Source organism: Komagataeibacter rhaeticus (assembly GCF_003207855.1).
In the GTDB taxonomy this organism is placed as follows: domain Bacteria; phylum Pseudomonadota; class Alphaproteobacteria; order Acetobacterales; family Acetobacteraceae; genus Komagataeibacter; species Komagataeibacter rhaeticus.
This window is the reverse complement of the sequence record NZ_NKTZ01000005.1, coordinates 129,920-149,883: the sequence shown is the minus strand read 5'-3', so window position 1 is coordinate 149,883 and position 19,964 is coordinate 129,920. Positions and strand designations below refer to the sequence as shown.

19 protein-coding genes and 1 pseudogene are annotated in these 19,964 nt (G+C 64.5%); 14 read left to right on the top strand and 6 right to left on the bottom strand.

Going from position 1 to position 19,964, the window contains the following annotated elements:
• Positions 1–91: 91 nt before the first annotated feature.
• The 13 genes and pseudogenes from tolQ to CFR78_RS07695 all read left to right on the top strand — a co-directional run bounded on the left by tolQ (position 92) and on the right by CFR78_RS07695 (position 13,518).
• On the top strand, positions 92–757 hold the full coding sequence (gene tolQ / locus CFR78_RS07755; RefSeq protein WP_084149825.1) for a protein TolQ: 666 nt from the start codon (positions 92–94) through the stop codon (positions 755–757).
• A gap of 2 nt (positions 758–759) precedes the next feature.
• On the top strand, positions 760–1,197 hold the full coding sequence (tolR, locus tag CFR78_RS07750) for a protein TolR (protein ID WP_034933589.1): 438 nt from the start codon (positions 760–762) through the stop codon (positions 1,195–1,197).
• Positions 1,198–1,227: 30 nt separating this feature from the next.
• Positions 1,228–2,220 (top strand): hypothetical protein, encoded by a 993-nt coding sequence (locus tag CFR78_RS07745; protein ID WP_007397739.1) that lies wholly within the window; start codon positions 1,228–1,230, stop codon positions 2,218–2,220.
• Positions 2,221–2,250: 30 nt separating this feature from the next.
• Positions 2,251–3,621: a Tol-Pal system beta propeller repeat protein TolB gene (gene tolB / locus CFR78_RS07740; RefSeq protein WP_034933586.1), complete on the top strand. Its 1,371-nt coding sequence runs from the start codon at positions 2,251–2,253 to the stop codon at positions 3,619–3,621.
• Between the two features lie 248 nt (positions 3,622–3,869).
• On the top strand, positions 3,870–4,340 hold the full coding sequence (gene pal, locus CFR78_RS07735; RefSeq protein WP_034933583.1) for a peptidoglycan-associated lipoprotein Pal: 471 nt from the start codon (positions 3,870–3,872) through the stop codon (positions 4,338–4,340).
• A gap of 111 nt (positions 4,341–4,451) precedes the next feature.
• Positions 4,452–5,207, top strand: coding sequence for a tol-pal system YbgF family protein (locus tag CFR78_RS07730; protein WP_034933581.1), 756 nt, complete (start codon positions 4,452–4,454; stop codon positions 5,205–5,207).
• Complete coding sequence (gene tilS / locus CFR78_RS07725; protein ID WP_034933578.1) at positions 5,208–6,485, top strand: tRNA lysidine(34) synthetase TilS; 1,278 nt, start codon at positions 5,208–5,210, stop codon at positions 6,483–6,485.
• Positions 6,486–6,617: 132 nt separating this feature from the next.
• The gene (gene ftsH, locus CFR78_RS07720; protein ID WP_034933766.1) at positions 6,618–8,558 is read left to right on the top strand and encodes an ATP-dependent zinc metalloprotease FtsH; all 1,941 of its coding nucleotides are present in this window, start codon (positions 6,618–6,620) and stop codon (positions 8,556–8,558) included.
• 99 nt (positions 8,559–8,657) lie between these two features.
• Positions 8,658–9,695, top strand: a complete 1,038-nt coding sequence (folP, locus tag CFR78_RS07715) for a dihydropteroate synthase (RefSeq protein WP_034933576.1) — start codon at positions 8,658–8,660, stop codon at positions 9,693–9,695.
• 52 nt (positions 9,696–9,747) lie between these two features.
• Entirely contained in the window at positions 9,748–11,106 is a 1,359-nt protein-coding gene (glmM, locus tag CFR78_RS07710; RefSeq protein WP_034933574.1) for a phosphoglucosamine mutase, read from the top strand.
• 4 nt (positions 11,107–11,110) lie between these two features.
• The gene (gene thiD / locus CFR78_RS07705) at positions 11,111–11,914 is read left to right on the top strand and encodes a bifunctional hydroxymethylpyrimidine kinase/phosphomethylpyrimidine kinase (RefSeq protein ID WP_007397749.1); all 804 of its coding nucleotides are present in this window, start codon (positions 11,111–11,113) and stop codon (positions 11,912–11,914) included.
• Positions 11,915–12,052: 138 nt separating this feature from the next.
• Positions 12,053–12,777: pseudogene (locus CFR78_RS07700) on the top strand (response regulator transcription factor).
• A gap of 294 nt (positions 12,778–13,071) precedes the next feature.
• Complete coding sequence (locus CFR78_RS07695; protein ID WP_264996887.1) at positions 13,072–13,518, top strand: hypothetical protein; 447 nt, start codon at positions 13,072–13,074, stop codon at positions 13,516–13,518.
• 42 nt (positions 13,519–13,560) lie between these two features.
• Here CFR78_RS07695 and CFR78_RS07690 read toward each other — a convergent pair whose 3' ends face one another.
• From CFR78_RS07690 to CFR78_RS07680, 3 genes are all read right to left on the bottom strand, one after another.
• Positions 13,561–13,803 (bottom strand): hypothetical protein, encoded by a 243-nt coding sequence (locus CFR78_RS07690; RefSeq protein WP_007397753.1) that lies wholly within the window; start codon positions 13,801–13,803, stop codon positions 13,561–13,563.
• Between the two features lie 212 nt (positions 13,804–14,015).
• Entirely contained in the window at positions 14,016–14,621 is a 606-nt protein-coding gene (locus tag CFR78_RS07685; RefSeq protein WP_034933761.1) for a hypothetical protein, read from the bottom strand.
• A gap of 132 nt (positions 14,622–14,753) precedes the next feature.
• On the bottom strand, positions 14,754–15,461 hold the full coding sequence (locus tag CFR78_RS07680) for a YfdX family protein (protein WP_007397755.1): 708 nt from the start codon (positions 15,459–15,461) through the stop codon (positions 14,754–14,756).
• 400 nt (positions 15,462–15,861) lie between these two features.
• Here CFR78_RS07680 and dinB point away from each other — a divergent pair, with 400 nt between their 5' ends.
• Positions 15,862–16,941, top strand: coding sequence for a DNA polymerase IV (gene dinB, locus CFR78_RS07675; protein WP_110581071.1), 1,080 nt, complete (start codon positions 15,862–15,864; stop codon positions 16,939–16,941).
• A 104-nt stretch (positions 16,942–17,045) separates the two neighbouring features.
• Here the strand turns inward: dinB and CFR78_RS07670 are convergent, their stop codons facing one another.
• From CFR78_RS07670 to CFR78_RS07660, 3 genes are read right to left on the bottom strand one after another with little or no spacing between them, the layout of a single operon-like run.
• The gene (locus tag CFR78_RS07670) at positions 17,046–17,624 is read right to left on the bottom strand and encodes a DUF1643 domain-containing protein (protein WP_172459729.1); all 579 of its coding nucleotides are present in this window, start codon (positions 17,622–17,624) and stop codon (positions 17,046–17,048) included.
• Positions 17,625–17,679: 55 nt separating this feature from the next.
• On the bottom strand, positions 17,680–18,966 hold the full coding sequence (locus tag CFR78_RS07665; protein ID WP_034929450.1) for an NAD(P)/FAD-dependent oxidoreductase: 1,287 nt from the start codon (positions 18,964–18,966) through the stop codon (positions 17,680–17,682).
• Between the two features lie 55 nt (positions 18,967–19,021).
• Positions 19,022–19,945: an MBL fold metallo-hydrolase gene (locus CFR78_RS07660; protein WP_034929447.1), complete on the bottom strand. Its 924-nt coding sequence runs from the start codon at positions 19,943–19,945 to the stop codon at positions 19,022–19,024.
• Between the last annotated feature and the right edge of the window lie 19 nt (positions 19,946–19,964).

Sequence of the window (19,964 nt, the reverse complement as noted above, 5' to 3'; positions counted from 1 at the left end):
TGTTTGTGCGAACGGTCAAGGTGGGCAGGAGGCATATTTGGACCAAGCGGTTAGTGCGGCGAATCTGGGGGCTGCAGCAGGCGATCTGTCGATGTGGGCATTGTTCATGCACGCATCCATTGTCGTGAAGCTGGTAATGATCGGCCTGGTAAGCTGCAGTGTGATTGTCTGGGCAATCATTTTCGACAAATTCACGACCGTCCGCCGGGTCAACCGGCAGGCCAATGATTTCGAGGAACGGTTCTGGGCTGGCGGCAGCCTGGAGGATCTGTACGAATCCGATGGCGCGAAGCCCGTCCACCCCATGGCGGCGGTTTTCGGCGCGGCCATGGGGGAATGGCGGCGGTCGTCGCGCATATCCGGCATCGACCTGGTGCATGGCGGCGTGCAGGACCGCGTCAACCGCGCCATGGCCATCACCATAACGCGGGAGATGGACCGGCTGAACCGCTGGATCATCTTCCTGGCCACCATCGGGCCGGTGGCGCCGTTTATCGGCCTGTTCGGCACGGTGTGGGGCATCATGCATGCCTTTGGCTCGATCGCGGCCATGCACAACACCAACCTCTCGGTCGTGGCCCCCGGTATTTCGGAAGCGCTGTTCGCAACCGCCATTGGCCTGGTCACGGCCATTCCGGCCGTGATCGCCTATAACGTGATCAGCAACAGCATGAGCGTGTTCGAGGACCGGCTGGATGCCTTCGGTACCGAATTCGCCGCCATCCTGTCGCGTCAGTCCGAAGAGAGGGGGGCGTAAGCATGGGGGCAAGCCTGGGCGACCTGCGTGGGCGGCGGCGCAAGCGGCGGCCCATGGCGGATATCAACGTCACGCCGCTGGTTGACGTGATGCTGGTGCTGCTCATCATTTTCATGGTGACGGCACCGATGATGACAAGCGGCGTGAACGTGGACCTGCCCAAGACGGATGCGGCGCCGGTCAATACCGACACCAAGCCCATTACCGTCTCGATCCGGTCCAATGGCGACCTGTACCTGGGGGATGATCCCGTCTCCCAGGACCAGCTGGTGGACCAGCTGAAGGCCGCGTCCCAGAACGACCGTGAGCACCGTATTTTCGTGCGTGGTGATTCGCACATCGATTATGGCCGGGTGATGCAGATCATGGGCCAGATCACGGCGGGCGGATTCACGCATGTGGCCCTTCTTGCCCAGCAGCCGCCCGGCGGCGGCCACTGACCTGAACCGGATATCGGGAGCCGTCTGACCGTGGTGCCACCGCGTCGCTCTGAACGCATCCTCATGCGGCGTTCCGTCCTGGTTTCGGGCGGGCTGCATGTGGCCCTGCTGCTGACCGTTCTGCTCAGGCTGCCGGTGCCGGTTCCCCCCGAACCGCCACCGCCGCCCACGATCGAGATGGAATTCGCCGCCGATACCGGCACGTCCACCCCGCACAAGGGCGATAAACCGGCCCCCAAGCCCGCACCGGCCCCGGCACCGGTCAGGCAGGAAGCGCCCCCCGCGCCGACACCGCCCGAAAAGGCACCGAATGAGGAAGCGGCCCCCCCGCCGCCTCCGCCGCCGCCCATGCCGCCACCGCAGCAGGCGCCAAGGCCCGTGCCCGACGCACCGACCCCGCCGCGTGAGCAGCAGCCTTCGCCCGATGCGGTCAGGCTGCCGCCCACGCCAGCCAAGGCCGCGCCCGCGCAGGCGCATGCGCCCGTGCCCCCATCCGCCCAGCCGGACCCGACAGCGGCGCCAAAGGTGCAGGAACAGTCACGCACGACCCAGCCCAACGAGGCGAAGAAGCATGTGCCGGACACGCATTCCCTGCTGGCAACGCTTGATTCCTTCCGCGCGGACCAGAAGCAGACCCACCCGCCCAAGGCCCGCGCCAACCCGCTGCAGGGTGGCGCGCCCGATGGGGGGGGCACGCCGGATGGGGATATTACCAGTGCCCTGACCTCTACCGAGCAGAAGGCGATCGGCAGTGCCGTGCGCCGCTGTTATTCGGAGGATACGGCCGCGCGTAACTATGCCCAGTTCGTGGCGCATCTGGTCGTGACCGTGGATGAGACCGGCACGGCGCGGCTGGTGGAATTCGCACCGCAGACACAGGCCCAGATGGCATCGGACCCGTCATACCGCGCCCTGGCGGAACGCGCGCGTGATGCGGTGCTCAGCCCCACCTGTGCCAAGCTGCCGATTCCGCAGAACCTGCTGGGCCAGACCAGACAACTGAAATTCGTATTCCGTCCCTGACATGCAGCGGACGAAGGCGAGGAGAGGAAGATGACGTCAAGAAGCGTAAAGCCACTGATCCCCGATGAGGATGCAGCCCGGCTGGCAGCCGCATTCAGCCGGCGTGGTTTCATGGGCGCGGGTGTGGCGGGGGGGCTTATGGCCACGCCCCTGTTCACGGCGGGTGCGGCCCACGCGCAGGCCGCGGGGGAGGCCGAGATTACGGTGGACCAGGCCCGTACGGCGCCGATTCCCATTGTCCTGCCCTCGCTTGGCAGTGGGGTGGCCCAGCAGGTTACCGATGTGATTTCGGCCGATCTTGGCAATTGCGGGCTGTTCCGCCCCATCAGCGCCAGCATGCCGCAGGGCACGCCGGATTTTGCATCCTATAAATCCATGGGCGCGCGTGCCGCCGTGACTGGCAAGGTCGTGGAGCAGGGCAGCTCCCTGCGGGTGGAGTTCCGCCTGTGGGATGTGCTGGTGGGCAAGCAGATCCAGGGCACGGCCTATACCGCCGCAGCCCAGGACTGGCGTCGCATCGCGCATGTGATTGCTGATGTGATCTATAACCGCATGCTGGGCGAGCAGGGCTATTTCAACACCCGCATCGCCTATATCGCGCGTTCCGGCCCGCGTGCGCACCAGACCACGCGGCTGGCCATCATGGATCAGGATGGCGCCGACAGCCGTTACCTGACCAGCGGCCAGTGGCTGACCCTGACGCCGCGCTTCAATCCGGCCAATAGTGAGCTGGCGTTCATGTCATACGCCAACTACAGGCCGCGCGTTTACCTGTTCAACCTCAATACCGGGCAGCAGCGCCTGCTTGGTGACTTCTCCGGTATTTCATTCGCACCCCGCTTCGCGCCCGATGGCCGCTCCGTCATCCTGTCGGTCACGCGTGGCGGCGGGTCCGATATCTATCTGGTGGACCTTGCCAATATGTCGCGGCGGCAGCTGACCGCCTCTGGCGCGATTGACACCAGTCCCTCGTTCAGTCCCGACGGGTCACAGATCGTGTTCAACTCCGACCGCGGCGGTTCCCCGCAGCTTTATATCATGAGTGCATCGGGCGGGGATGCGAAGCGCATTTCCTATGGTCACGGCCAGTATGGTTCGCCCGTCTGGTCGCCGCGTGGCGATCTGATCGCGTTCTCGCGTATTGCCAATGGCAGTTTTTCACTTGGTGTAATGGCGCCTGATGGCACGGGGGAGCGGATTCTGACCCAGGGCTTTACCGTGGAAAGCCCGGCTTTCTGCCCCAATGGCCGTGTCCTGGCCTTCTGCCGGCAGAGCGCGGCGGGCAGTGGTGGTGCCGGATTTGCAACAGGTATCAGCACAATCGACATTACCGGCTTCCATGAACGCGCGCTTCCGGCGGGCAGCGCGTCCGACCCCACATGGTCGCCGCTAAATAAATAATAAATATCAATGTGTTGGACAAATAACGGATCGTGATCCCCGCCTTGGGCGGGTGGCCGGTATGTGTTTGTCCAACATTGACGAAGGCGCGGTTTCCCGTCTATGCTGATGCCGGTTTCCAGCGATCGCGAGTTTCTGTTTTACAGTTTGTTTGGCAGGGCGCAACGAGACTCGGGACCGTTCCATATTTAAATCCGGAAATTCAACAACTGGTTTCGAACAAAGAAACCGATCCAGGATCAAAAGTAATGAAACTGAAGCTTCTTGGTGCGGCCGGCATGGCCCTTTTCCTCGCTGCCTGTTCCGATCACGCGGACAAGAACGTGAACACGGGCGCAGCCACGCAGCAGGTCGGCCCGGCGCCGGGCAGCGAGGCTGATCTGGTCGCGACGGCGGGTGACCGCGTGCTGTTCGCGCTGAACCAGAGCACGCTGTCCAGCGATGCGAAGGCGGAACTCGACAAGCAGGCCGCATGGCTGGCCAAGTACCCGCAGGTGCATGTGCAGATTGCCGGTAACTGCGATGATCGCGGCACCGAAGAATACAACATCGCCCTGGGTGAGCGCCGCGCGAACGCCGCACACGACTATCTGGTGGCGAAGGGTGTCGATGCCTCGCGCATGACCACCATCTCCTACGGCAAGGACCGTCCGACCGCTGTTGGTGACGACGAGGCTTCCTGGGCCCAGAACCGTAACGCCATCACGGCGGTACAGTAACGCTCTGCTCCCGCTTTCTCTGGCGTGGCAGTATGGAACCGGCCGGGCGCTTATCGCTCGGCCGGTTTTGTTTCAGGCAGGCATGCATAGTTGTCAGAAGGGGTTTGGTTCATGCGATCTGTAATGTCAGGTTTCCTTTCAGTGGCTTCCCGTTCCCGGCTGTGGGGCAGGATGGGCATGCTGGCAGGGGGTATGGCGCTGCTGGCCGGTACGGGCGTGGCATGGGCCGGTGACAACGGCAACCTGACCTTGCAGCTTCTGGACCGGGTCAACACGCTGGAGCAGGAAACGCGCGACATGCGTGGCCAGATCGACCAGCTGACCAATCAGGTCCAGCAGCAGAACGCGGCCATGAGCAAGCAGATCGAGGACATGAATTTCGCCATGCAGCATGGCCATGGCGGCACGGGTGGGGCGGGACTTGCGGCACCCGTGGCAGCGGACACGGCCGCGCCCGTAGCGGCTGCCCCCGCGGCGAAGCGCAGCGCGGATGATCTGCTCAAGGCTGGCAATGACGCGCTGATGCAGCAGGATTATGCGGCCGCCCAGACCGATGCGCAGCAGGTGCTTTCCGGTCCCAGGTCACCCAGGCAGGTGGATGCGCAGTACCTGCTGGCCCAGTCGCTGGCGGGGCAGAAGCAGTACCGCCAGTCGGCCCTTGCCTATTACGATGCGTATAACCGTGCCCCCCACGGCGCGCGCGCGCCCAGCGCCCTGCTGGGGGTTGCGGCAACGCTGGTGGCGTTGAACGACAGGGCATCGGCCTGTCAGGCGCTGGACAAGCTGGCCAGTGAATTTCCCGAACCCGCGCCGCGCATCAAGTCGGCGGAACAGGTCTATCGCAAGCGCGCCAAGTGCAGCAGCTGAATGCCCGGCCAGCCGCATGGCCCGGCTGAACCGCTGGGGCTGAGGCAGTTCGCCCCGGTCATGGCGGCCCTTGGCCCCTGGCCGGGCCATGGCGTGCCGGTTGCGGTTGCGGTATCGGGCGGGGCGGACAGCATGGCGCTGGCGGTACTGGCCCGGCAGTGGCGGCCCGATGTGGTCGGGCTTGTGGTTGATCATGGCCTGCGCGCCGAATCCCGTCGGGAAGCGGAGCAGACCATAGGCCGCCTGTCCGCCCTTGGCCTGTCCGCGCGCCTGCTGGTGCTGGAGGGGCTGGAACGCGGCCCCCGCATGGCCGAGCGTGCGCGGCGGATGCGCTATGCGGCGCTGTCTTCTGCCTGTCGCGAAATCGGGGCGCTGGACCTGCTGGTGGCGCACCATGCGGGCGATCAGGCCGAAACGGTCATGATGCGCCAGCATGCCGCAAGCGGGGATGACGGGCTGGCTGGCATGGCGCTGGTAACCCCCATGCATGATGTCCGGCTTGTCCGGCCCCTGCTGTCCTTTGCCAAGCCTGCCCTGTACGCCACGGTGCGCGCGGCGGGTCTGGCATGGGTGGAGGACCCGTCCAATGCCGACCTGCGCACCGGGCGGGCCCGGGCGCGGCAGGCTCTGGCACAGGATGCGGGGCAGGATGCGGCACTGAAGGCGCAGGCCCTGCAGGCGGGACAGGCCCGCATGGAGCGTGACCGGGCGGATGCGTGCTGGCTGGCCAGCCATGCCCGCTTTCACCCTGGCGGCTGGGTGGTGCTGCCCGCGGGTCTTGCGCCGCCACGTATCCTGTCCGGCCTGGTCCGGGTGGTGGGCGGCCATGACTATCCCCCCGACCGCACGCGTATCAATTTACTGGCACAGGCCCCACAACCCGCGACGCTGGCAGGCGTTGCCATCATGCCATGGCGGGACGGGCAGTGGCTTGTCGCGCGTGAGGAAGCGGCCATGGCGCCACGGATGCCCGCGCGGACGGAATGCGTATGGGACCGGCGTTTCGTGCTGCGTGCGGGCAGCCTGCCGCCGGATTGCGCCATGGGGGCGGCCGGTGCCGTGGCATCATGGTGGCCTGCCGGGCGTGGCCGGCCGGTCTGGCCCGCGCGCGTGCTGCGCACGCTTCCCGCGCTGTGGCACGGGGGGCGGGTTGTGGCCGTGCCCCATATGGGCGTGTGCACGCAGGGTGGCATGGCGGATGCGGTTTTTGTGAACCATCCCCCCCAGCCGGTTCTGCCGGGCGCGCGGTTTGGGGGCGGGACGGGGAATGCTGTATAAAAGGTAATGGATTGGGGGTGTGAATATCCCTTGATCGTCCTATGTATGATAGAACGTAGTGAACGTGGCGTCTGCTCGTCCGCCTGATCCGGGGCGATGGTGGAGGGGCCAGCGGATGGAACAGTAGGCAAGATGAACAATTTTGGCCGTAACTTGGCCCTGTGGGTTATCATCATCGTCCTGTTGCTGCTGCTGTTTAACGTTTTCCAGCCGGGAAGCGTGCAGCATGCATCGCAGCAACTGGCATATTCCGATTTCATCGGGGACGTGAACAGCGGCCATGTGCGCTCCGTGGTGGTGCAGGAACATAATATTACCGGCACCCTGACCGATGGCACATCGTTCGATACCTATGCGCCGCAGGACCCGACCCTGATCCCCCGCCTGACGGAAAAGGGGGTTGAGGTCGCGGCCAAGCCGCTGGAGAACGATACCAATCCCTTCCTGCGCTACCTGATCAACTATGCGCCGCTGCTGCTGATGGTGGGGGCATGGATCTTCATCATGCGCCAGATGCAGTCCGGCGGTGGCCGTGCCATGGGCTTTGGCAAGTCGCGCGCCCGGATGCTGACCGAAAAGCAGGGGCGCGTTACGTTTGATGACGTGGCGGGCATTGATGAAGCCAAGGGTGAACTGCAGGAGATTGTAGACTTCCTGCGCGATCCGCAGAAATTCACCCGCCTGGGCGGCAAGATCCCCAAGGGCGTGCTGCTGGTCGGCCCCCCCGGCACCGGCAAGACGCTGCTGGCCCGTGCCATCGCGGGTGAGGCGAACGTGCCGTTCTTCACCATTTCCGGTTCCGACTTCGTGGAAATGTTTGTCGGTGTCGGTGCATCGCGTGTCCGTGACATGTTCGAGCAGGGCAAGAAGGCAGCCCCCTGCATCATCTTCATTGATGAAATCGACGCCGTTGGCCGCCATCGTGGCGCGGGCCTGGGCGGTGGCAATGACGAGCGCGAGCAGACGCTGAACCAGATGCTGGTCGAAATGGACGGGTTTGACAGCAATGAGGGCGTGATCCTGATTGCCGCGACCAACCGCCCCGACGTGCTGGACCCCGCCTTGCTGCGGCCCGGCCGCTTTGACCGGCAGGTGGTGGTGCCCAATCCCGATGTGGCGGGGCGCGAGAAGATCCTGCGCGTGCACATGCGCAAGGTGCCGCTGGCCTCTGACGTTGACCCCAAGGTCATTGCCCGTGGCACGCCCGGCTTCTCCGGTGCGGATCTGGCCAATCTTGTGAACGAAGCGGCCCTGATGGCTGCCCGTCTGGGCAAGCGCACCGTTGCCATGCTGGAGTTCGAGAATGCCAAGGACAAGGTGATGATGGGGGCCGAGCGCCGGTCCCTGGTCATGACCGAGGACGAGAAGAAGATGACCGCCTATCACGAGGGTGGCCATGCGCTGGTCGGTATCCTGACCCCCGGCTCCGACCCCGTGCACAAGGCGACCATCATACCGCGCGGCCGGGCGCTGGGCATGGTGATGAGCCTGCCGGAAAAGGACCGCTATTCTGAAAGCCGGTCGTGGTGCATCGGCAAGCTGACGCTGGCCATGGGCGGCCGCGCGGCCGAGGAAATCATCTTTGGTCCCGACAATGTCTCCACGGGTGCATCGGGTGATATCAAGATGGCGACCGACGTGGCGCGCCGCATGGTGACCGAATGGGGCATGAGTGAAAAGCTGGGCATGGTCGCCTATGGCGGCAACGGGCAGGAAGTCTTCCTGGGCCATAGTGTCACGCAGAACAAGAATGTGTCCGAGGAGACGGCGCGCGAGATCGACAACGAAGTGCGCAAGCTGATTGATGCCGCCTATGACCGCGCCCGCACCCTGCTGCTTGATCACATTGACCAGCTGCACATGCTGGGTTCCGCGCTGCTGGAATATGAAACCCTGACGGGTGAGGAAATCCGGCAGGTGCTGCGTGGCGAGAAGATCGAGCGCGTGGTGGTGGATGACCCGATGCCTGAAAACCGGCGTCCGTCCGTGCCGCCTTCGGCTCCCTCGGCTCCCGTCGCACCACTGCCCGCCTCCAAGGCTGATGATGGCGTGGGTGCGGCGCCAGCAGGCTAGTCCGTCGGGTCATGGGGTGGAAAACATGGCGGGGTGGCCAATGGCTATCCCGCCATGTCTGTCTGTACCACATCACGACCCGACCGGCAGGATGAAGGCATGGATGACCGGCTGATCGAACCCCTTGCGCTGCTGCATGGCCGTGCCGCGGCGCAGGCCGTGGCGGGACGGCAGGCGCGCTGGCTGGCGGGCGGCCCGCATGCCTACGCGCTGGCCCGGCTGCTGGGGGGCGAGGGTGCGGGGCGGATCGTGCCTGCCAGCGCCATTCCCTCCCCATGGGCGCAGGCTGCCCTGCGGGTCAGCCTGCCCGCGCCCGATGCGGGCCTGCCATCGGGGCCACAGGTCATGGGGATCATCAACGTGACCCCTGACAGCTTCAGTGATGGGGGCAGGCATTACCATGCGGGCCCGGCGCTTGAATCCATACAGGCCATGCATGCGGCCGGTTGCCGGATTGTTGATATCGGCGGCGAGAGCACCCGCCCCGGTGCGCCCGCCGTGGCGGCGGATGAGGAATGGCGGCGGATCGGCCCGGTCATCCAGGCGGTCAGGGCCAGTTCCGCGCTGTCGGGCCTGCTGCTGTCCATCGACACGCGGCAGGCGTCGGTCATGGACCGTGCGCTGGATGCCGGGGCCGATGTGATCAATGACGTTTCCGCCCTGACCCATGACCCGGCGGCCCGTGCGGTGGTGGCGCGGCATGGTTGTCCGGTCATGCTCATGCACATGCGTGGCACGCCCGCCACCATGGCGCACCATACGGCTTATGATGACGTGGCGGTGGATGTGCTGCGTGAACTTTCAGCCCGTGTGGAGGAGGCGGTGGCGGCAGGTATTGCGCGCACGCGGATCCTGATTGACCCCGGCATCGGGTTTGCCAAGACGGTGGCGGGCAACCTGGACCTGCTGGCGCGCCTGCCGCTTCTGGCCAACCTGGGGTGCCGGGTGGTGGTGGGCGTTTCACGCAAGCGGATGCTGGGCGAGATCTGCCACGAACCCGATGCGCTGCTGCGTGATCCGGCCACGGTGGCGGCCAGCCTGCCCGCCATGGTTTTTCCCGATCCCGTGCTGCGTGTGCATAATGTGGGCGCGATGATGCAGGCCATGCGGATCAGCCAGGGGCTGGATCGCCCCTGACAGGTAAGGTAGGTCGATGTACGACACGAACGCAGCTGGAGGCCCCCGGTAAATGGTAAAGACACGCAAGCTTTTCGGCACGGATGGAATTCGGGGTACCGCCAACCGTTTTCCCATGACGGTCGAAGTGGCGCAGAAGCTGGGCCAGGCTGCCGGGCTGCGGTTCATACAGGGCACGCACCGCCATAGCGTGCTGCTGGGCAAGGATACGCGCCTGTCGGGCTACATGATCGAATGCGCGCTGGTGTCGGGTTTCCTGTCGGCCGGCATGGATGTGACGCTGGTAGGCCCCATGCCCACCCCGGCCATCGCCATGCTCACCCGTTCGCTGCGGGCTGACCTGGGGGTCATGATCTCGGCCTCCCATAATCCGTATGGCGATAACGGCATCAAGCTGTTCGGGCCGGATGGCTTCAAGCTGTCGGACGAGACGGAAGCCGGCATCGAGGAAGACATGGGCATGGACCTGACCGACAGGCTGGCCGCCCCCGACCAGATCGGTCGTGCCTCGCGGCTCAATGACGCAGCGGGCCGGTATGTCGAGAATGCCAAGTCCTCCTTCCCGCGCGGGTTGCGGCTGGACGGCCTGCGCATCGTGATCGACTGCGCCAATGGCGCCGCCTATCGTGTTGCCCCCACCGCCCTGTGGGAACTGGGGGCGGAAGTCGTGCGCATCGGCTGCGACCCCGATGGCATCAACATCAATGAAGGCTGCGGCTCCACCCGGCCCGAGGCGCTGTGTGCCGCCGTGCTGCGCCATCGTGCCGATATCGGCATAGCACTGGACGGGGATGCGGACCGGGTGCTGATTTCCGATGAAAAGGGGCGGCTGATCGATGGCGACCAGATCCTGGCGCTGATCTCCACCTCCTGGGCGCGGCAGGGGCGGCTTTCGGGCCGGCATATCGTGGCGACCGTCATGTCCAACATGGGGCTGGAGCGCTATCTGCAGACACAGGGGCTGGAACTGGTGCGCACGGCGGTGGGGGACCGCTACGTGGTGGAGAAGATGCGCGAACTGGGCGCCAATATTGGCGGCGAACAGTCCGGGCACATGGTGCTGTCCGATTTCGCCACCACGGGGGACGGGCTGGTCGCGGCCCTGCAGGTACTGGCCGAGGTGGTGGAAACGGGCCGCCCCGCCAGTGCGGTGTGCCGCATGTTCCGGCCCTATCCGCAGATGCTGCGCAACATCCGCTTCGTAGGCAGGAGTCCGCTGAATGACCCGCAGGTGCACGAAGCCCGCAAGGCGGCTGAAAAGCGGCTGGGTGAACACGGGCGCCTGCTCCTGCGCGAGAGCGGGACCGAGCCCCTGGTGCGTGTCATGGTGGAAGCCGAGGATGAGGCGCTGGTGAAGGACGTGGTGGAGGACATGTGCGAATCCATCAATGCCGTGCAGATGGCGGGCTGAGGCCATGCGCGGGCGCATTCTGATCATGGCGGGAAGCGATAGTGGCGGTGGCGCCGGTATCCAGGCCGATATCAAGACCGTGACGGTACTGGGCGGCTTTGCCATGACCGCCATCACCGCCCTTACGGCACAGGATACGCTGGGGGTGCATGATGTCATGCCGGTCTCCCCTGAATTCATCGTGGCGCAGATGCGCTGCGTGATGGATGACCTGGGGGTGGATGCCTTCAAGAGCGGCATGCTGGACCGGCCGGAAGTGATCGGGGCGATTGCCGCCGTGCTGGTGACATCCGCCGACATACCCTACGTGCTGGACCCGGTCATGGTGGCAAAGGGTGGTGCGCCCCTGCTGCGTGACGATGCGCTGGCAAGCCTGCGCGAGCGGCTGGTACCGCTGGCCACGGTGCTGACCCCCAACCTGCCCGAAGCCGAGGCCCTGCTGGGCCGCCCCATTGCCGGGCGGGGGGAGATGGTGGACGCGGCGCACGACCTGCTGGCCCTTGGCCCGCGCGCCGTGCTGCTGAAGGGGGGGCACATGGAAGGGAATGAACTGGTCGATGTGCTGGTGGAGCAGGGCGGCCGGATGGAGGCGTTTACCGGGTCGCGCATTCCCACCCGCCATACCCATGGCACCGGCTGCACCCTTGCCAGCGCCATCGCCACCGGGCTGGGGCAGGGCATGGAACTGCGTGATGCGGTGGTGCGGGCGCGCGATTATGTCCGGCGGGCCATTGCTGCCGCTCCGGGTTATGGGGCGGGGGCTGGCCCGCTGAATCATGCGGCAGGATGTGAAAAAAGATATAATTAACTATTTATTAGCTGAATTTTGATTTTTTAATACGATAAACGAATAGAATGCCGCTAACATATCATCAACTTTAGGTTGTTCAAAATATGGCATACATCTATAGGTAGATGTAGAACAAATATCTACTGGATGGTCGATATGCGGATTTTGCTAGTTGAGCCCAATGCCCGGAAAGTCGAAGAGACCACGCGGCATATGGAGAAGGCTGGATTTACGGTCGATCATGTCGACACCGGCCACGATGCCCTGGGGATGTTAAAATCCTATAACTATGATCTGGCGGTCATGAACGTGGACCTGCCCGATGTGGACGGTTTTGAAGTGATCCGCATAAGCCGCGCCGCGCGGGTACCCACGCCGGTCATGGTCTTGGCAGAGGAAAAGAGCGCGACCGCAAAGGTCAGGGCATTTTCCACCGGCGCGGATGATTACGTGACCCGCCCCTACGAATCCATGGAACTGACGGCACGGATGCAGGCGGTCATCCGGCGCTCGAAGGGATATAGCGAGCCGACGCTGCGCGCGGGCCATCTGGAACTGTGCCTTGGCAGCCGGGAGGTCAGCGTGCACGGGCAGGGCGTGCACCTGACGGGCAAGGAATACATGATCCTGGAACTGCTTCTGCTCGCAAGGGCATGGTCCTGACCAAGGATGCCTTCCTCAACCACCTGTATGGCGGCATGGACGAGCCGGAGATGAAGATCATCGATGTCTTCATCTGCAAGCTGCGCAAGAAACTGCAGGGCGCCGGCGCGGGCCAGCTGATCGCCACCGTGTGGGGGCAGGGCTATGTGCTGCGTGATGAAGCCGGCGCCATGCCCACGCCACGCGACAGGATGATGGCGCAGGCCACGACGGCCTGAAAACGGCCAGGCCCCTGAACCACCCGGTCCGCCCACCCCGCAGCCTGCCTGCGTCCCCGATCCGCACAAAGAAAAATGGCAGGTTCCCATAACGGGAACCTGCCAAGGTTTTTAAGTGATGATTCGATATGCGATGCCCCTATCGCCCCTATGGTATGGCATTGGTGTTACCGTTCGAGACATGAGATAAATCAAACTCTGCGGGAATAATGCATATGTTTTTTCCGTCACATCTTTATTCCGCGCGTCGCATGGGACAGGATGCACGCATCAACCAGGATGGAAACAGGCAGCATGTCGATGGGAACAAAAAGGGCGCTGAGACATCTTTATGCAGGCGGCGCATTGCTGCTTGTCGCGTCCACCGGGCTTACAGCGTGCGAAAGCGTGCATGACCAGATTGCGGACAAGGAAAACAGCCTTGCCGCCGCCGGTTTTGTTGCCAGGCCCGCCAATAATCCCGAACGGCAGATAATGCTGCAGAAGCTGCCGCCCAACCGGTTCCTGCAGAAATCCTTCGGGGACCATATGCTCTACATCTATTCCGACCCCAAGGTCTGCAACTGCCTGTATGTTGGCAACCAGGCTGCCTATGGCCGTTACATGTCCTATGTGCAGGCGCAGAATCTGGCTGACCAGCAGCAGATGACGGCGGATATGTACCAAGATGCCTCATGGAACTGGGGCATGTGGGGCTGGGGTGGTGGCTGGGGCGGCCCGTGGGGCGGTGGCTGGTGGTAACAGCCGTCCGAAGCTGCTGCGTGTCACGGAACGGGTGAACGGTCAGCCCGGTTTCTGGCGGTGGTCGGCATAGACGATCATCTGCCATGCCTCCTTCGTGCCAAGCCGGTGCGGATGGGCATGGATGGGGGGCAGCAGGTGCCCTTCGGCTACCGCGATTTCCACCCCGCAGCCCACGCAGCGGTAAATGCCGGAATGGGGCGCGACGGTACGGGGGGGATGGATCTTGTCGAATTCAGGGTCGGTCCACAGGTCGATAAACTGTGCGGACTGGTAGAGCGCCATCCCTTTCTCCATAGTTCCCGTCGGTTGTCCGGACTGCCATGCATATGTCAGGCTCCATAAAATTACCTTTAACATACATGTTATGTTTCGCCATGCCGGACTGCCGTGCACTGGCTCCAACGGTTGTATACGCAGCCGGGCAGCGGGGCCATGGCTGAAAGGGACCGGCACCATTAAAGTAGCATGGCCCCGGCCCGTGCCGGGGCGTTGATTTACGGCAGGTCAGGGGAATGCAGGCTAAGCGCCTGATCGACCGTCTGGGTCACAATGGCGTTTATGCCACCGCGCGCGGCAATCCGCTGGAACGGGTCGGAATCATTATTGAATGTCGGGTCCAGCTGGCCATCGCGCACGGTGCCATAGACCTGGAAATACATGTCGGGACGGGCGGGGATCGTATCCATCGTCCACGTCCAGTCAACCGACAGTAGCGCGCTGGCCCCCATGCGGGCGCAGGGACGGGCGGGTGACAGTGTAGCGGCCCCCGTGGTCATAAGAGCGGCCTGCGGGCGGTGATAGGTACCATCCCCCCCGATGTCTTCCATCTGAAGGGTGCGCCGCCGGGTCTCTTCCGCAGCCGGGATGCCGCGCCATCCATCCCCGTCCGGATTGGCATGCGCGCGATCAAGCGGGTCATCGGCCGGGCCAAAGGCATGGCCGGCGTAATTGAATACCGTGCCAGCAGGGACCCGTACCGATGAGGGTTCGGGCAGGGCCTGCACGAAGCTGTTCTGGACCGGATGGCGCTCCAGGCACAGCTGGACCTCACCCGCGGCCCGCGCGGTATGGAGGGATAGTACCGCCGCCCCCCATCCCATCCCGATCCCCAGGGCGCAGGCGACGATGCGCGGATGGAGTCGGGCGGGGAGGGTCCTGCCGCCCCCCTGCCGGAGGGTGCGGCATGACGGACCCGTGCGGGGCATGGGCGGGAGCGCAGTCAATCCGAAGGATCAGTTGCCGGCGGCTTTCTTGCCCTTGCCGGCCCCCTGGGGCTGCTGGCCATCGGGGGTGCCGACCATGTCTTCCGATACGAAGCGGATGCTGTTCTGGGCTTCCTGCAGGGCATTGTCGGCCCCCTTGGTGTCCTTGCCCGCCAGCAGGTTGGTGGCGCGGTAGACATCGCTGGCGCTGGCGTCAAGCGGGGCAATGGCCAGCACGAAGTCAACATCCACGGCCGCGACCTGCAGGTTCTGCGCTGCCTGGGCGGGCTGGTTCTTGTTCAGGCTGGTATTGGCCGCGCTGACGGCGGTAGCCTTGGTCGAGCTGGGTTCTAGGTCCTCGGTCACGATATATTCGCCATCAACCGGCAGCCAGGCGACCGGCTTGGTGGATGGTGCTGCGGCGGGCGCGGGCGCACCCGTCGGGGCCTTCCTGGGCGGGGTCAGCTGGGCTTCCGCCTTCATGAACACCTTGTTGTCGCTCTTGGCGCGCTTCAGGGCGTTGTTGGCGTCGGTCAGCAGCTTGACGGCACCGGCGGTGTCGTTGTTGGCCAGTGCGGTACGCGCCATGGCGATATCGTCAAACGCGCGGCTGCCATCGGCCGACAGCTTGGCGAAGTCACGGTTGACCGCGCGGCCGGCGGATGGCGTGGCGTGGGCGGCGCCGACGGCCGTTCCAAGCATGAGCAGGGCGGCGGGCAGCAGGGCAATCTTCTTCATGGTTCACACTCCGGTCTCTTGTCCGTCCATCATTGCCTGCCGCCTCACGTAACAAAAGATGGCACAACGCAATGCGGCTGCCCTGTCATCGCATGTCAGGGCGGCATGGGAACATGGCGATAAAATGCGGTATGGTCATGCTTCGGGCATGGGGTAGTATGGGGCGCGCCACTCCGGTCCGGAGTGGCCCTGTTTATCAAGGAATGAACCATGTCTGACTGTACGACCAAGTGCCCCTCCAAGTCCCCCTGCCTGAAGGGTATCCTGGTTTTCGGCGCGATTGCCGGCGTTATCGCGTTTTTCCTCAAGAAAAAGAAGTGCAACGGCTGATCTGGCCTGAATGCCTGCCGGTCATGCCTTCCGTGGGCATGGCCGCGCATGGCCGCCGCCGGGATGCGGCATGACGCGCGCCTGCCGCCGCATCATCCATGTGGACATGGATGCGTTCTACGCCTCGGTCGAGCAGCGTGACAATCCGGCCCTGCGCGGGCGCCCGGTTGCCGTGGGCAGTGCCGGACGCCGTGGCGTCGTGGCCGCCGCCAGTTATGAAGCCCGGCGCTTCGGCGTCCGTTCGGCCATGCCATCGGTTACCGCGCTGCGCCAGTGTCCCGATCTGGTGTTCGTGCCGCCCCGGTTTGATGTGTACCGCGCGGTTTCGGCGCAGGTACAGGCCATATTTTCCCGTTTTACCAGCCTGATCCAGCCGCTCTCGCTGGATGAAGCCTATCTGGATGTCACGCAGCCACTGCTGCCCTGTCCATCGGCGACCGGCATCGCCACCATGATCCGCGAACAGATATACGCCGAGACCGGGCTGACCGCATCGGCAGGCGTGTCCTACAACAAGTTTCTGGCCAAGCTGGCATCGGACTATCGCAAGCCCGATGGCCAGTTTGTCATTACACCGGCCATGGGGGCGGATTTCGTGGCGGGCCTGCCGGTGGAAGCCTTTCATGGCATCGGCCCTGCCACCGCCGCGCGCATGAACGCGCTGGGCATCCGCACCGGGCTGGATCTGCGCGGCCAGCCGCTTTCGCGCCTGCTGCGGCATTTCGGCAAGGCGGCCGGTTTCTATCACGGCATCGCGCGCGGGATCGATGAACGCCCGGTGGAGGTCAACCGCCCCCGCCGGTCCGTTGGCGCGGAACAGACCTTCGATACCGATATCCATGACTGGGCGGCGGCACGGGTCAGCATCCGCGCGCTTGCGCACCGGGTCTGGAGCCGCTGCCAGGCCCGTGACCTGACTGGCGTGACCGTAACGGTCAAGGTCCGGTACAATGATTTCAGGCAGATCGTGCGGGGGCGCACCGGGCTGGATGCGGTGCGCGATGATGCCGATCTGGAGCAGCGTGCCTGTGGCCTGTTCATGCCGTGCTTTCCACCCGCGCGGGGCATAAGGCTCATGGGCATTACGGTATCGGGGCTGAGGCCAGCCGGTGGCACGCCTGCCCCGCAGCAGCTGGCTTTATTTGGCTGAAGGAATGGTAAAAGTTTCTGGGTGCCGCCTTTTTTCAAAAAGGCGGCGGTCTTTGCAGCTTTCTGAAAAAAGCTGCACTCAAAGACTTCTGCATGGTTTCCGGGTCAGAGCGGGGGCAGCGGCGTGGGCCGCAGCGTGGCCGGCAGGTAAAGCGGATGCTCGGGCCGGCCCGACCTGCTGCTCAGGCGCATGGCGCTGACGGTAATCCCGTGCTGCTGCAGCATGCGGACCACCTCCGGCCCACGCGGCAGCAGGCTTTTTATCTGGGGCGAGCCATAGGCCGCCACCACCAGGTCGGCCCTGCGCGCCATGGCCAGCAGGTTGCTGTCATTTTCGGGGCCGACCGGATCGGGCACCTCGGTCAGGCGCTTCTGGTCGGTGCAGCGATAGGCGAAGGTATTGCCCACAAGCAGCGTACCATAGCCCCATTCGCGGGCATAACGCTGGCACTTGGCTACGGTGCGGTCATCGCCCTCTTCCGTGGCGACGGACGGGTTCATCATGAGCCACATCACGGCGGGACGTGTGGCATCCCACGTCCGCGTCAGGGCATAGCGGTAGCATTTGCCGGGGCCGCCATAGATGGCGTGGCTGACAACATCACCGGCCAGCCGAAGCGGACGCGAGGACCCCACATGGTGGGTGGAAGGCGGCTTGGTATCCATGCCCGTATTCATACGCATGGCCGCGCGGAGGTCCACCCCGCGCGGCCATGTCCCGTGCCGGTTCGCGTCCCGCTCAGCGCGGCGTGCCGATCCTGTGGGGGGCGACCATCAGTTCGCGGCCCTTGAGCATGCCATCCCAGTACAGCACCGGCATCACCCATTCCTTGAGGAACCAGGCCAGATGGGTGGGCTTGCGGCCATCCAGCAGCCATGTCGGCAGGGTAGGCTCCAGCTTGCCACCATAGCCGAATTCGGCCAGCACGATCCTGCCACGTTCCACCGTAAGCGGGCAGGCGCCATAACCGTCATAATCGGCGGCCATGGGCTTGTGGTCCAGCGTGGCCAGCACGTTGACCGCAACCACCGGGGCCTGCACGCGCACGGCGGCGGCTGTCTTGGCATTGGACGTGCCCGCCACATCACCCAGCGCAAAGACGTTCTCGAATCTGGTGTGGCGCAGGGTGGCGGGGTCCACCGACACCCAGCCGCCCTCGCCCGCCAGGGGGCTGTTGCGGATCACTTCGGGCGCGCACTGGGGCGGGACGACATGCAGCATGTCGAATTCCGTCTCGGTGGTGGTCTTGCTCCCGTCCTCGGCCACGTTCTCGAACGTGGCGATACGGTTCTTGCCGTCCACCTTCTTCAGGTTGGACTTCAGGCACAGGTCAATGTGGTAGCGGTGGATGTATTCCATAAGCGGCGGCACGAATTCCTTCACCCCGAACAGCCCCGGTGTCGCGGTGTGGAAGGAGACGTTGATGTTGTCGGCAAGCCCGCGCCTGCGCCATGCGTCACAGGCCAGGTACATCGCCTTCTGCGGCGCGCCCGCGCATTTGATGGGCATGGGGGGCTGGGTGAACACCGCGTTGCCGCGCCCCAGTGTCTGCACCAGCTGCCACGTATAGGGGGCCAGGTCGTAGCGGTAGTTGGAGGTTACGCCATTGCGGCCCAGCGTCTCGCCCAAGCCCTCGATCCCGTCCCAGTTCAGGGTCAGCCCGGTGGCCACGACCAGCACGCTGTAGCGGATGGAGGACCCGCTGGACAGGTGCACCAGATTGGATTCGGGCTCGAACCCGGTGGCCGCCGCCTGCACCCAGTCGGCGCCTGCCGGGATCAGCCTTTTTTCCGACCGTCGCGTCTGGGACTGCTTGAACACCCCGCCACCGACCAGCGTCCAGCCCGGCTGGTAGAAATGGGACGCCGAGGGTTCGATGATGGCAACCGTAATGCCGCCCCGGCGCTTGAGGATGCTGGCGGCGGTGGACAGGCCCGCGGCCCCTCCACCCACCACCACGACATCATAGGTCAGCCCCCGTGCCGCACTGGACAGGCTGGGGGCGGAGGGCGCGGTGTCTGTCATGAATGGTCTCCATAAGCACAGTAGGAAATGAAAGCGGGACAGGGCACGGGGTCTGTCAGGAACCGCTGACCGGTATCTTGATGTAGCTTACACCATTGTCTTCCGGCTCGGGCAGATGGCCGCCCCGCATGTTGACCTGCACGGATGGCATGATCAGGTTGGGTAGCGACAGCGTGGCATCGCGCGTGGTGCGCATCGTGACGAATGTTTCTTCATCCACACCGTCATGAACGTGGACATTGTGGGCCCGTTCCGCGCCGATGGTGGTTTCCCACGCATAGGTATCGCGCCCCGGGGCCTTGTAATCGTGGCACAGGAAGACCCGCGTCTCGTCCGGCAGGGACAGCAGCCTGCGGATGGAGCGGTACAGCGTGCGTGCATTCCCGCCGGGAAAATCGGCCCGTGCCGTGCCGTAATCGGGCATGAACAGCGTATCGCCGATAAAGGCGGCATCCCCGATCACATAGGCCATGTCCGCCGGGGTGTGGCCGGGCACATGCAGGGCGATGGCGGGCAGGGTGCCAAGTGTGAAGGTCTCGCCATCATGGAACAGGTGGTCGAACTGCGAGCCGTCGCGCGCGAAGCGCGTTCCGGCATTGAACAGCCTGCCGAAGATGTCCTGCACGCGAAGGATGTCCGCCCCGATGGCCAGCCGCCCGCCCAGCCGTTCCTGCAGCCAGGGGGCGGCGGACAGATGGTCGGCGTGGACATGCGTTTCCAGCAGCCATTCCACCTTCAGCTTTCCGGCCGTGACGTAGTCCGCCACCTCCTGCGCCATGGCATGGTCGGTTTTGCCCGATGCGGGGTCGTAGTCCATCACGCTGTCCACCACCGCGCAGGCGCGTGTGGCCGGGTCCTGCACGACATGGGTGGCGGTAAAGGTCGGGGTGTCGAAAAACGTCCTGACAACAGGCACCCTGCCTGTTTCACGGCATGTGATGATCTGGCGCGTGGCGGCCTGGATGGCAGGGTCTGGCATGGAATATTTTCCATAGTTT